Annotated in this window: 12 protein-coding genes; 9 read left to right on the top strand and 3 right to left on the bottom strand. The window is 61.2% G+C overall.

Translation table 11 applies throughout. The features are described from left to right. The 3 genes from upp to tsaE form a co-directional block, all read right to left on the bottom strand. On the bottom strand, window positions 1-451 hold a 451-nt coding region (upp, locus tag QZL67_RS11250; protein ID WP_292920341.1), incomplete at its 3' end, for a uracil phosphoribosyltransferase. Between the two features lie 53 nt (window positions 452-504). After that, window positions 505-1203: a tRNA (adenosine(37)-N6)-threonylcarbamoyltransferase complex dimerization subunit type 1 TsaB gene (gene tsaB, locus QZL67_RS11245; RefSeq protein ID WP_022290816.1), complete on the bottom strand. Its 699-nt coding sequence runs from the start codon at window positions 1201-1203 to the stop codon at window positions 505-507. Then, window positions 1200-1631 carry a tRNA (adenosine(37)-N6)-threonylcarbamoyltransferase complex ATPase subunit type 1 TsaE gene (tsaE, locus tag QZL67_RS11240; RefSeq protein ID WP_022290815.1) on the bottom strand — a complete coding sequence of 144 codons (432 nt, stop codon included), beginning with the start codon at window positions 1629-1631 and terminating at the stop codon, window positions 1200-1202. The genes tsaB and tsaE overlap by 4 nt, the downstream gene beginning before the upstream one ends. Before the next feature lie 152 nt (window positions 1632-1783). On the opposite strand from tsaE, the gene QZL67_RS11235 reads away from it, so the two are divergent. The 9 genes from QZL67_RS11235 to QZL67_RS11195 all read left to right on the top strand — a co-directional run bounded on the left by QZL67_RS11235 (window position 1784) and on the right by QZL67_RS11195 (window position 12781). Continuing rightward, entirely contained in the window at window positions 1784-2968 is a 1185-nt protein-coding gene (locus QZL67_RS11235) for an FtsW/RodA/SpoVE family cell cycle protein (RefSeq protein ID WP_022290814.1), read from the top strand. A 110-nt stretch (window positions 2969-3078) separates the two neighbouring features. Further along, window positions 3079-4068, top strand: a complete 990-nt coding sequence (locus QZL67_RS11230) for an Ig-like domain-containing protein (RefSeq protein ID WP_292920339.1) — start codon at window positions 3079-3081, stop codon at window positions 4066-4068. Window positions 4069-4248: 180 nt separating this feature from the next. Beyond that, window positions 4249-5307, top strand: coding sequence for a D-alanine--D-alanine ligase (locus tag QZL67_RS11225; protein ID WP_022290812.1), 1059 nt, complete (start codon window positions 4249-4251; stop codon window positions 5305-5307). Between the two features lies 1 nt (window position 5308). Further along, on the top strand, window positions 5309-6682 hold the full coding sequence (gene murF / locus QZL67_RS11220) for a UDP-N-acetylmuramoyl-tripeptide--D-alanyl-D-alanine ligase (RefSeq protein ID WP_022290811.1): 1374 nt from the start codon (window positions 5309-5311) through the stop codon (window positions 6680-6682). After that, window positions 6675-8576 carry a ribosomal protection-like ABC-F family protein gene (abc-f, locus tag QZL67_RS11215; protein WP_022290810.1) on the top strand — a complete coding sequence of 634 codons (1902 nt, stop codon included), beginning with the start codon at window positions 6675-6677 and terminating at the stop codon, window positions 8574-8576. The genes murF and abc-f overlap by 8 nt, the downstream gene beginning before the upstream one ends. Window positions 8577-8586: 10 nt before the next feature. Then, window positions 8587-9378 (top strand): YdcF family protein, encoded by a 792-nt coding sequence (locus tag QZL67_RS11210; protein ID WP_292920337.1) that lies wholly within the window; start codon window positions 8587-8589, stop codon window positions 9376-9378. A 21-nt stretch (window positions 9379-9399) separates the two neighbouring features. After that, window positions 9400-9888 carry a flavodoxin family protein gene (locus QZL67_RS11205; RefSeq protein WP_022290808.1) on the top strand — a complete coding sequence of 163 codons (489 nt, stop codon included), beginning with the start codon at window positions 9400-9402 and terminating at the stop codon, window positions 9886-9888. Between the two features lie 41 nt (window positions 9889-9929). Continuing rightward, window positions 9930-10997: a peptide chain release factor 1 gene (gene prfA / locus QZL67_RS11200; RefSeq protein WP_022290807.1), complete on the top strand. Its 1068-nt coding sequence runs from the start codon at window positions 9930-9932 to the stop codon at window positions 10995-10997. A gap of 113 nt (window positions 10998-11110) precedes the next feature. After that, a complete protein-coding gene (locus tag QZL67_RS11195) occupies window positions 11111-12781 on the top strand; it encodes an L-threonylcarbamoyladenylate synthase (protein ID WP_022290806.1) in 1671 nt (556 codons plus the stop codon). Window positions 12782-12806 lie beyond the last annotated feature (25 nt).

Raw genomic sequence — 12806 nt, 5'->3', positions numbered from 1 at the left:
GGTTTTTCTGCCCGGCATGGGCGTCTCCCGCGCCGCCGCCGGTGGCCAGCATGGGGTCCACGATCATAATGTCCCGCTCAGAGATGTCCTTGGGCATTTTGCAGAAATACACGTGGGGCTCCAGCGTTTCCTCATCCCGGAACATGCCGATGTGGCCGACGCGGGCAGAGGGCACCATCCGCAGCACACCGTCTACCAGGCCCAGGCCGGCCCGGAGGATGGGGACCACGGCGAATTTCTTGCCCTTGAGCGTGGGAGCCACAGTCTTGCAGATGGGGGTTTCCACTTCCTTGGTGGTCAGGGGAAGGTCCCGGGTGGCCTCATAGGTGATGAGCATTCCGATTTCGGAGACCAGCTCCCGGAAGTCCTTGACGCTGGTGTTTTTGTCCCGCAGGATGGTCAGTTTGTGGGCGACCAGAGGGTGGTCCATGATGTGCACTTTACCGCTCATAAGAAAGCTCCTTTATCTGTATTTTGAAGTGATGAGATCGCTGGATTCTCTGCTTAGTTCTGCCGTTCCGCCAGCTTTTTTGCCTGGACCGGCCTGAGATACACCGGCTGCAGATCCTGGGCGGAACCCAGATGGCCCTCCCGGGCGGCCTGCTCCGCGGCAAAGCCCACGGAGGCGGCATTTTGCAAAAGAAGATGGGGCGGTGCCAGACGGCAGGAGATCCCCGCCTCTTCCAGATAGTCCCGGCACAGCCGGGCACCATCGCCCACCAACAGCTTGGGGCGGGTATCCTGCCGCAGCTCGTCGGCAAGCTCCGAAAGCCCGATGGCCCGGTCCGGCGTCAGCCGGGTCAGCTGTCCGTCTGCATCTGCCTCAAAGAGGGCGTTGTAGATCTGCTGGCGGCGGGCATCCATGGCGCAGATCACCAGTCCCGGCACGTGGGCCACGTTCCGGGCCATGGCCTCCAGCGTGGAAACGCCCACGGCGGGCTTGTCCGCTGCAAAGGCCAGTCCCTTGGCAGCAGCCACGCCGATGCGGATGCCAGTGAAGGACCCCGGTCCTGCTGCCACCGCCACGGCGTCCATATCCGCCATGGTCAGCTCCGTATTTTTCAAAATGCCCTCCACAATGGGCATCAGGGTGCGGCTGTGGGTGAGGCCCGTGTCCTGATAGCCGCAGGCCAGCAGCCGCCCATCCTCCACCACGGCGGCAGATACCGCCCGGGCGGAGGTCTCCAGCGCCAGAATTTTCATGGCAGCTCCACTCCTTTGATCGTAATGATCCGCCAGGTTTCCTCGTCCGGGTGGCGGGCCAGGGAGACGGTGACAGTATCCTTCGGCAGGGCGTCTGCCACCTGCTCGCTCCACTCCACGGCACACACACCGCCCCGGTCCAGATAGTCCTCCCAGCCGATGTCAAACAGGGCATCCGAGTCAGGGAGGCGGTACATGTCAAAGTGGAACAGAGGCAGACGGCCTCCCAGATACTCGTTGACAATGGTAAAAGTGGGGCTGGTGACCCGGTCGGTGCAGCCCAGTCCCCGGGCGAGTCCCCGGGTAAAGGCGGTCTTGCCCATGCCCAGGCCGCCCTGGTAGGCAACCACCGCACCGGCCGTCAGCACACCGGCCAGCCGGGCGCCCAGGGCCTCCGTCTCCGCCTCGCTGTGAGAGAGGTATTCCAAGTGTTCCGCCGTCCTTTCTCCGTTTCAAATCAATTTAATATATCATAGTTTGAACGGTTTGTAAAAACAAAATTGCGCCGTTTACACCTCCATCGGTTTGTGGTATAATACGTTGACTTTAATCAACCCTTTGGGAAACGGAGAAACACCCCATGCTGAACCGACTTAAAGCCATTCTGGCGGATTTTTTCCAACAGGCCGATCTGGTACTGCTGGGGCTTTGCTGTACCGCCACGGTCTATGGCATCGTGATGATCTACAGTGCCACCCGTTACTCGAACTCCAACCGCCCTGTCATTGTCCAGAGCGTGGCGCTGTTTCTGGGCATCTGCATGTACATCTTTTTGTCTATGGTGGACATCGAGATCGTCATGAAAAAATGGAAGTGGATGGTTGGCTTCAACATCGTTTTTATCGGACTGCTGCTGACGCCGCTGGGCATCGGCGGAGATACCACCGGCAACCAGGCGTGGCTTCAGATCCCGGGAATTCCCTTCAACATCGGCCCGGCGGAAGTGGTGAAGATTACCTTCACACTGCTGCTGGCAAAGCAGCTGGCCTGGCAGAGGGAGGAGAAACGGGATCTGCGCTCGTTCCGCTCCGCGGCCATGGCTGCGGGCCACACACTTGCATTGATGGGTTGGTATGTGGTGATCTCCGGGGATATGGGCAACGCGCTGACCTTCTTTTTCATCTTTTTGTGCATGGCTTTCGCGGCGGGCTTTGCCCTCCGGTGGTTTGCACTGCTCTTTGTCGGATGCGGCGGCGGCGTGGCGGCGGCCTGGATGCTGGATTTGATCCCCTCCTACATGAAAAACCGCTTCCTGGTTCTTTTTGACCACAGCTACGATGTCCAGGGCGCCGGCTGGCAGCAGACCCGGAGCCTTCTGACCATCGGCGGCGGCGTATGGTTCGGTCAGGGCTATCTGCAGGGGACCCAGACCCAGGCGGGGGAGGGGTCCTTGCCGGAGCGGCACACGGACTTCATCTTCTCCGTCATCGGGGAGGAGTTGGGACTTGTGGGATGCCTGGTGGTGATTGTGCTGCTGGCGGCCATCATTTTCCGGGTGCTGCTGGTTGCAAAAAATGCGCAGACGCCCTTCCATAGTTATATCTGTGTGGGCATGGCAGCCATGCTGATCTTCCAGACCATCATCAACATCGGCATGTGCCTGTTCATCATGCCGGTCATCGGCATCACGCTGCCGTTTTTCAGCTACGGCGGGTCCTCCGTGGTGACGCTGTTTATGGCCATGGGTATGGTGTCGGGCATCAAAAAGCGATCGCCCACCATGCGCCGCCCGGGGCGCCCCCTGCCGGGAAGGACCATCGGATAATCCGTCCAATTCAAAAAGCCGGAGACCCCAGTCTCCGGCTTTTTTGCATACTTTTCGGGGCTGAGGAAGACACTAGGACCGAACAAATCCAGTGAGGAGGTCCGATGTACTTGAAAAACCGATCTATCAAACGTTTCTCTGTTCTGGCACTGGGCGCAGTGCTGCTGCTGAGCGTCAATGCACTGGCGCTCTTCGGCACCAAAGAGGCGGATACGCAACCGGAGGAGGGGGCTCCGGTGGCCGGGGAACTGTCCATTTCCACCTACCGGGGCATCCCCTATGAGGCACAGCTGCTGGGCAGCGACGCCGAGGGAGATGATCTGACCTTTGCCGTGGTGGATGAGCCCCGAAAGGGCACCGTGGAGATCGACGGTGCCAACTTCACCTACACGCCGGAGGAAAATGCCACCGGCGCCGACCGTTTCACCTATGCGGTCACGGACAGCGCCGGGCACGTGTCCCAGCCCGCCACGGTTTCCGTGACAATTGAAAAGACCAAGTCCGGCGTCACGTACAGCGATACCGCCGGCAGCGCCGCCGCAGCCGCCGCTCAGGATCTGGCAGAGCAGGGGATCTTCGTGGGCGCCCGAATTGGGGACCAGTACTACTTTGAACCGGAGCGTACGGTCTCCCGCAGCGAGTTTGTGGCCATGGCGCTGGAGACCGCCGGCCGGGACGTCACTGCCGTCACCATGACGGGATTCTGTGACGATGCGGCCATCCCCACCTGGGTCAAGGCCTATGCCGCCGCCGGTGTGGCGGAGGGCATTGTCCAGGGTACCTCCACTGCAGAGGGTGTGGCCTTCCGGGGGAATTCTCCCATCACCTTCAATGAGGCGGCCACAGTGCTCAACCGGCTGCTGGACGTGGAGGACGTGGACCTGGCCGTCTGGTATGCCGGACGGGAGACCGTGCCCTCCTGGGCTGCCCAGGCAGTAGGCAATCTGGAGGCGGTCAACGTCCTGGCCGTCGGCAGCTTCGGCAGCGACAGCCTGGACACCACCATCACCCGCGCCGACGCGGCCCGAATGCTCTCCGCAGCCCGGACGGTGCTGGATCAGGAAAAGGACGACGGCGGCCTCTTTGGCTGGCTTTCCTGAAAGACTGCCCTTGTGTCAATTTTACCAGCCCTTTGAAAAAGCGGCCTTGCTTTTTCGGAGGGCTGGTTTTGTTTTGCAGGTTGTATTCGGCGGGTGGCTGTGCTAAACTATAACAGACTATAATAGGATAAAATAGAATCCGTATGACCACAGGTCATGGAAGGGATAGGAGTTTTCCAAATGAAGATCGTTGTTTTGGCGGGAGGCTTGTCCACGGAGCGGACGGTCTCCCTGGTGACAGGAAGTGGTGTGTGCCGGGCGCTGCGGGCGAACGGGTACCGGGCGATTCTGGTGGATATGTTCCTGGGACTGGAAGAGGTCCCGGCGGATCTGGACACCCTCTTTGATGCGCCGGACGGCCTGTGTCCCGAGGCGGCCATCACCGTCCAGGCGCCGGACCTGGAGGCGGTGAAAAAGAGCCGTAAGGACCAGAGCCCCAGCCGGCTGGGCCCCCATGTGCTGGAACTGTGCACGGCGGCGGATCTGGTGTTTTTGGGTCTCCATGGTCAGGATGGCGAAGATGGCCGCATCCAGGCCACGCTGGATCTGCTGGGCGTGCCCTATACTGGGTCCGGTCACTTGGGCTCTGCCATCGCCATGGACAAAATCGCTTCCAAACAGATGATGGACGCGGCGGGGATTCCCACGCCCAAGTGGCGGCGGCTGGAATACGCCGCGGCAGATGTGGACGCCCTGGCGGCGGAGCTGCCCATGCCCTGCGTCATCAAGACCGCCGGCGGCGGTTCTTCCCTGGGTGTATATCTGCCGGAGGACCGGGTCCAGCTCCGGAAGGCGTTGGAGGAGGTCCACCGCTACGGCGGCAAGGTCCTGGCGGAGGAGCGGATCTTCGGCCGGGAGCTGACGGTGGCCGTGCTGGGTGATCGGTGGCTGCCCGCTGTGGAGACCGTGCCTGCCGGCAAGGAATTTGACTACGAGGCCAAGTATCAAAAGGGCGGTGCCGTGGAGACTTGCCCGGCCCAGATTACGCCGGAGGAGATGGAGCGGGCCGGAGAGCTTGCCCTGCGGGTCCACCGGGCGCTTGGACTGGAGGTCTACTCCCGGACGGATATGATCCTGGACGCTCAGGGGCAGCTGTGGGTGCTGGAGGCAAATTCCCTGCCCGGTATGACGCCCACCAGCTTTGTACCCAAGGAGGCGGCCGCAGTGGGCATCAGCTATGGAGAGCTGTGCGAGGAGATCGTGCGGCAGTCCTATCACAGAAAGAGGAGAGAGTATTGATATGCAGCCTATGACTGTGAAGGAAATCGCTCAGGCCGTCGGCGGCGTGTGGTGGAACCCCTGGGAGGGGGCGGCCCCGGTCAGTGCCGTATGTACCGACAGCCGCAGCGTACAGCCCGGCAGTCTGTTCATCCCTTGGAAAGGGGAGCGGTTCGACGGCCATAATTTTATTGACGCGGCACTCTCCGCCGGCGCCGCCGGATGTCTGTGTGCCAAGCTGCCGGCGGATCTGCGGCCGGATAAGTTTTACATCAAGGTGGACGACACACGCCTGGCACTCAAGGCACTGGCTGCCCATTACCGGGACCGGTTCCAGATCCCCTTCATCCAGATTACGGGCAGCGTGGGCAAAACAACCACCAAGGAAATGATCGCCGCAGTGCTGGGGGCCAAATACCGGGTTTTGAAAACCCCGGAGAACTTCAACAACGACATCGGCACGCCCCTGACGCTTTTACAGCTGCGGCCGGAGCATGAGGCGGCGGTCATCGAGACCGGCATGAACCACTTCGGGGAGATCGCCTACCTGGGAGAGATGGTTCGGCCCGATATTGCCGTCATCTCCAACATCGGCGATGCCCACATCGAGTTCCTTGGCAGCCGGGAGGGCATTTTAAAGGCGAAGAGCGAGATTTTCCAGAACCTCAAGCCGGACGGCGTGGCCATCCTAAACGGAGATGACCCCCTTCTGAACGGACTGGAGCTGCCCTTCACCACCATCCGATGCGGCCAGTCGGCCCACTGCAATGTCCGGGTGACGGATATCCTGGACCATGGCGTGGCTGGCATCACCTGCACGGTGACCACGGCCCGGGACACCTATGTCCTGCGGATTCCCGCGCCCGGCGAGCACATGGTCTACTCAGCTTCCATGGCGGTGGCCATCGCGGAGCTTCTGCATCTCAACCACGCGGAAATCATCCGGGGCGTGGAGGCCTATCAGCCTGCCGGTTCCCGGATGCGGGTCATCCATCTGCCGGAAGACCGGTGCATTCTGGATGACTGCTACAATGCCAATCCCCAGTCCGTCAGTGCAGCACTGGAGATCCTGGCCAAGACCGAGTGCGACCGGAAAGTGGCCGTACTGGGCGATATGGGTGAGCTGGGTGACCTGACCGCACAGGCCCATTACAACATGGGGGCGCTGGCGGCGATGCTGGGCATCGACTTTGTGGCTGCCATCGGAGAAAAGGCCGCCATGATCGCCGACGGCGCCGTGGAAAGCGGCGGCGAGGCCTATCATTTTGCCACCAAGGAGGAGGCGATTCGGGAACTGACCGGCCAGCTGGGGCCCAATACGGCCATGCTGGTCAAGGCATCCCACGCCATGCACTTCGGGTGGATTGTAGAGGAACTTTGCAAGGCTTATGATTGACATTCAGGTAAACGGACTGGTCAAATCCTTTGAGGTAGGGCACAATGTACTGGACGGCCTGTCCTTTCAGATTGACCAGGGCGAGCGGGTGGGACTGCTGGGTAAAAACGGTGCCGGCAAGACCACGCTCTTTAAGATTTTGACCGGAGAGCTGGATTATGACGAAGGCCAGGTTACCATCGCCACCGGGCGGCGGCTGGGCCTGATCTCCCAGATCCCCGTCTATCCCGCCGGGTATACGGTAGAGGATGTGCTGCGTACAGCGTTTGCCCGCCTCCAGACGCTGGCGGAGGAAATGCGGGCACTGGAGAGCCGCATGGCGGAAGGAGACAGCGATCCGTCCGTCTTGCGGCGCTACGGGACGCTGAGTGAAAAGTTTGAGGCTTTCGGTGGGTATGATACCGACGTGGCCGTCAACAAGATCGCCGCAGGCCTCTCCATTTCCCAGGAAATGCGGGCGCAGCGTTTCGACAGCCTCTCCGGCGGCGAAAAGACCCGGGTCAACCTGGGCCGCCTCATTTTAGAGGATACGGATATTCTGCTCCTGGACGAGCCTACCAACCACCTGGACCTCCACGCCACCGAGTGGCTGGAAGAATATATCCGTTCCTTCAAGGGGACGGTGGTCACCATTTCCCACGACCGCTATTTCCTGGACTGCATCGTCACCCGGGTCATTGAAGTCCTGGACGGCAAGGCAGAGTTTTACAGCGGAAATTACAGTTTTTATGCCGTGGAGAAGGAACGCCGCTACCAGGAGCGGATGAAGCAGTACGAAAAGGAACAGGCCAAGATCCAGCAACTGGAAAAGTCGGCGGAGCAGCTGCGGATGTGGGCCTTCCAGGGCATGGATAAGACCTACCGCCGGGCCATCTCCATGGAAAAGCGGATCGAGCGGATGCGCACCACCGCAAAGCCAACCAAGGCCAAGAAGATGGACGCCCGATTCAACACCGCCGAGTTCCACGGGGACGAGGTGCTGGCGCTGCGGAACATCTCCAAGTCCTATGGGGACAAGCACCTTTTCAGCGGTATCAACCTGAAGGTGGAGGGAGGCGAGCGCATCGCCCTCATCGGCGACAACGGCACCGGAAAATCCACCCTCATCAAAATGATCGTAGGGGAGCTTTACCCGGATGACGGACGGATTCGCACCGGCCCCCAGGTCCGGGAGGCGTACCTCCCCCAGATTGTTCACTTTGATCATCCGGACTGGAACCTGGTGGAGAACATGATGGCCGCAAAAAAGGGCCTCTCCGCCCAGTCTGCCCGGAACCGCCTGGCAGCCTATGACTTCCGGGGCGAGGATGTGCTCAAGCCCGTCTCTGTCCTCTCCGGCGGTGAGCAGAGCCGGCTGCGGCTTTGCATGCTGATGGATGACGAAATCAACTTCCTTATCCTGGACGAGCCCACCAACCATTTGGACATCGATTCCCGGGAGTGGATCGAGGAGGCGGTGGAGGCCTATGACGGGACACTGCTGTTTGTCAGCCATGACCGTTACTTCATCAACCGCTTTGCCACCCGCATCTGGGAGTTGGCGGACGGCACCATCACCGACTATCCCATGGGGTTTGCCCAGTACCGGCAGGTGAAGGCACAGGAGGAGGCCGAAAAGCCTCAGCCTCAAAAGACTGTAAAGGAAAAGACTGTTACAGAGCGGCCCCGCTCCGGCAATCGGGCTCAGCAGGCCGCCCGGCGGCAGCTGACCATCTGCGAGCGGGACATTGCCAAGGCAGAGGAGCGAATTGCCGGCTTGGACCGGGAGATGGAGGCCGCTGCCTGCGACTATGAAAAGCTGAATGAGCTGATGAAAGAGAAAGAGGCGGCCCAGGCGGAACTGGACGCTCTGTACGAAAGGTGGGAGCAGCTCAGTGAGGAGGCAGAGGGCTAAGCATGCCCCTGTGCCTGTGGTGTCGTCTTACCGGGGCCGTGGGTTCCGGCAGGCGGCCCTTTGGCTGGCGGCAGCTCCGGCACTGCCGGGATTGGCGCTGATTTTGATTCGACCTCTGGGCATGCGTTTTTCCGGTTTTTTGCTGATGGCTCTGGCGGCGGTGCTGCTGGCGGAGGGGTACCTCCAGCGGTGGCCCAGCCGGTCAAGAGCCGGCTGGTGGTGCCAGCTTGCCTTCCGGGCGGCACTGGCGCTGGTGCTGGTGCCTCTGGTTCTCATTGAGACGTGCGTGATCCATGAGGGCCGAAAGGAGCCGCCCCAAGAGCCGGCGGATGCAGTGATCGTTCTGGGGGCCGGCGTGAACGGAAACCAGCCATCGCTGTCCCTGAAGACCCGGCTGGACGCGGCCCTTGTATATCTGAAGGCCGATCCGGACGTCCCGGTGGTGCTGACCGGAGGACAGGGCTATGGCGAGGAGATCACCGAAGCACAGTGCATGTACAACTACCTGACGGAAAACGGCGTGGATGGTGACCAGCTGATTTTGGAGGAGGCCGCCACCACCACGGCAGAGAATTTTGCTTTTTCCCGGGAATTGCTGATGGAGGCGGGGGTTCCCCCACCTTCCGACACGGTGGCGGTGGTCACCAACGACTTCCATATTGCCCGGGCCAAGCTGCTGGCGGCTCGGAACGGCTACGGCCATGCCGTGGGTGTTCCGGCGGAGCTGCCCTGGGTTCATTTGCAGATCAACTACTATCTGCGGGAGGCCTTTGCCATGGTGAAGAGCTTCCTGCTGGACTGAGGATTCCATACGGAGGAGCCAATGAAGGACGTATTGTGTATCTATTACTCCCGGACGGGGAACACAAAGAAGGCCATGGAGGAGATCGCCGGGGAACTGGGCGCGGAAGTGGTGGAACTGCGGGATGGCGCAGACCGCACCGGCTGGCGGGGCTGGCTGCGCTGCGGACTGGACGCCATGCGGAAGACCACCCAGCCGCTGGAGCCCTTTGAAACGGAGCGCCCCCTGGACCAATACCGGCTGGTGATTCTGGGAACGCCGGTATGGGCGGGGCGGTGCAGCTCCATTATGCGGGCATTTTTGAAAGAACACGGACAGGAACTGAAAAATGTTGCCTATGTGGTCACCCGCAGCAGTGACGGGAAGTTTGAAGAGGTCTATGACCAGATGGATCTGTATCTTCCCTGCAGCCGTCAGGCCGCTGTGTCGCTGCGGATGGGATCTGTGGGATATGATTTCTGGAAGGTGGAGTTTTTGCGGCAGGTGCGGGAGGTTCTGGCCGCCCATTAGGTTCCGCCGCCGATTCCAAATGTCAGGAGAGGAGCGGTGGAATGCTGGAAAAACTAAAGGAGATCGCCCTGCGCTATGAGGACCTTCAGGCCCAGCTGGCGGACCCCGGTGTCTATGGAGATGCGGTGCGCCTCCGGAATGTGACCCGGGAGCTGAAAGAACTGGAGCCGGTGGTGGCAGCCTATCACGCCTGGAAAACGGCGAAGGCATCCCGGGAGGACGCGGAGAAACTGCTCCACGACCCGGATCTGCGGGAGCTGGCTCAGGAGGAATTCACTGCCGCCAAGGCGGAATGTGAACGGCTGGAACGGGAGCTGACACTGCTGCTGCTTCCGGGAGATCCCAACGATCATCGGAATGTGATTCTGGAGATCCGAAGCGGTGTGGGTGGAGAGGAGAGTGCTCTGTTTGCCGGTACGCTGCTGCGGATGTATACCATGTACGCCCAATCTAAAGGCTGGCGGTGCGAGACTGTGAACCTCAGTGAGACAGAACTGGGCGGCGTGAAAGAGTGCAGTGTACTCATTGAGGGAGAGGGTGCTTTCTCCCGGCTGAAATTTGAAAGCGGTGTTCACCGGGTGCAGCGGGTGCCGGAGACGGAATCCGGCGGTCGTATCCATACCAGTGCCGCCACAGTGGCGGTGCTGCCGGAGGCGGAGGAGGTGGATGTGGAGATCGACCCCAAGGATCTGCAGATCGACACGTACCGCTCTTCCGGCGCCGGTGGGCAGCATGTCAACAAGACGGAGTCCGCCATCCGCATCACCCACCTGCCCACGGGGCTGGTGGTGGAGTGTCAGGATGAGCGCAGTCAGTATAAAAATAAGGATAAGGCCATGAAGGTCCTGCGGTCCCGGCTTTATGAGCGGGAACTTGCCCGGCGGGAGGAAGCCGAAGCGGCCAGCCGCCGCAGCCAGGTGGGGAGCGGTGACCGCAGTGAGCGAATCCGCACGTACAATTTTCCCCAGGGCCGGGTGACCGATCATCGCATCGGATTAACCCTCTACAAGATCGACTCCATTCTGAATGGAGGGCTGGACGAGCTGATCGACGCACTGGTCACCGCCGACCAGGCGGAGAAGCTCAGACAGGGAGGCGGAGAGGTGTGAAGCACCGCTGGCCCTGGCAGTTTGCTGGGACACCATAAGTGCCCTGCGGAAGCACCAAAACAGAAAATCATAAAGCCGGAAAGCTCCGGCGCAGAGAGATAGAGGCGAAACAAATGCAGACATTATATTTTGACCTGCGGGATACCAAGGGCCAGCAAAAGGAGATCGACGACAAGATTGCCGCCGCCGCCAAGCTGCTGCGGGAGGGAAGCCTGGTAGCCATTCCGACTGAGACGGTTTATGGCCTGGGTGCCAATGGCCTGGACGGAGATGCCGTCCGCCGCATTTTTGAGGCCAAGGGCCGTCCCAACGACAATCCCCTGATCCTCCACGTCACCGGCCCCCAGTGGCTGCCCCGGTATTGTGCCGACGTGCCGCCGCTGGCCTATGTGCTGGCGCGGAAATTCTGGCCGGGTCCGCTGACCATGATCCTCAAGCGCAAGAGCGTGGTGCCTGATGAGACCACCGCCGGACTGGATACAGTGGCCATGCGCTGCCCGAACCATCCGGTGACACTGGCCATCATCCGGGAGGCAGGGGTTCCCATCGCGGCGCCCAGCGCCAACACTTCAGGACGGCCCAGCTGCACCAGCGCCCAGGACGTTCTGGAGGACATGGATGGCAAAATTGACGGCGTGGTAGACGGCGGCCCCTGCACAGTGGGCGTGGAGTCCACGATTCTGGACCTGACCTGTGATCCGCCTCGGCTGCTGCGGCCCGGCGGACTGCCTCTGGAGGACCTGGAGCGGCTGATCGGCCCTATCGAGGTGGACAAGGCCGTCACAGCGCCTCTCCAGGGAGACGAGCGGCCCAAGGCCCCCGGTATGAAATACCGCCATTACGCGCCCAAGGCGCCGGTGACGGTGATCACCGGCTCTCCGGAAAAGTCCGCCCAGGAAATCCTGCGGCGGGTAAGCCCCGGCGCGGGTGTGATCTGCTTTGACGAGTTTGCCCATCTCTTCCCGAAGCAGGAGGTCCACACCCTGGGCCCCAGCGGCGACAAGCTGACCCAGGCCCAGCGGGTGTTTGATGCCCTGCGTACCTTTGACAGCAGCTCCGTGACGGAGATCTTCGCCCAGTGTCCCGATAACCGGGGACTCGGGTTTGCCGTGGGCAACCGGCTGAAGAAGGCCGCCGGTTTCCATGTGGTGGAGGCGGACAGCCAGCAGGTAATTCTGGGCATCACCGGCGGAACCGGCGCGGGAAAGACCAGTGCCCTGCGTGCCATTGAGGAGCTGGGCGGCACCGTCATTGACTGCGACGCGGTGTACCACGAGATGCTGGCCCGGGATGATGCGCTGATCCAGGACATCCGCAGTACCTTCCCCAATTCCTTCACCCAGGGCGGCCTGGACCGTAAGAAGCTGGGGCAGGAGGTGTTCAGTGACAAGGAGCGGCTGACTCAGCTCAATCGCATCGTCTATCAGCATCTGGTGCCGGAGATTCAGCGGCGGGTGCAAAGCAGCGTGGAACTGCTGGTGGCGGTGGACGCCATCAATCTGCTGGACAGCGGTTTGGACCAGTTGTGTGACCGGACGGTGGCAGTGACCTCGCCGCTGGAACTGCGGGTCCGGCGTATCATGGCCCGGGACGGCATTTCCGAGCAGTATGCCCGCCTGCGGGTTTCCGCACAGAAGCCGGACGAGTATTTCCGCAGCAAATGCAGCTGTGAGCTGAATAACGGCGCGGATACGGCAGAAGCTTTTCAGGCGGAAGCCAAGGACTTTTTCCACCGGCTCATTGACCAGATCCGGGAGGAAAAACAGCACGGAACTGAAAAATAAGAGGGAGCACGGCGGAGTCCGGTCT

The sequence above is a fragment of the Oscillibacter sp. CAG:155 genome, assembly GCA_000436875.1.
GTDB lineage: Bacteria > Bacillota > Clostridia > Oscillospirales > Oscillospiraceae > Oscillibacter.
The sequence above is the reverse complement of the archived record's forward strand: the minus strand, read 5'-3'. Positions and strand labels throughout refer to the sequence as shown.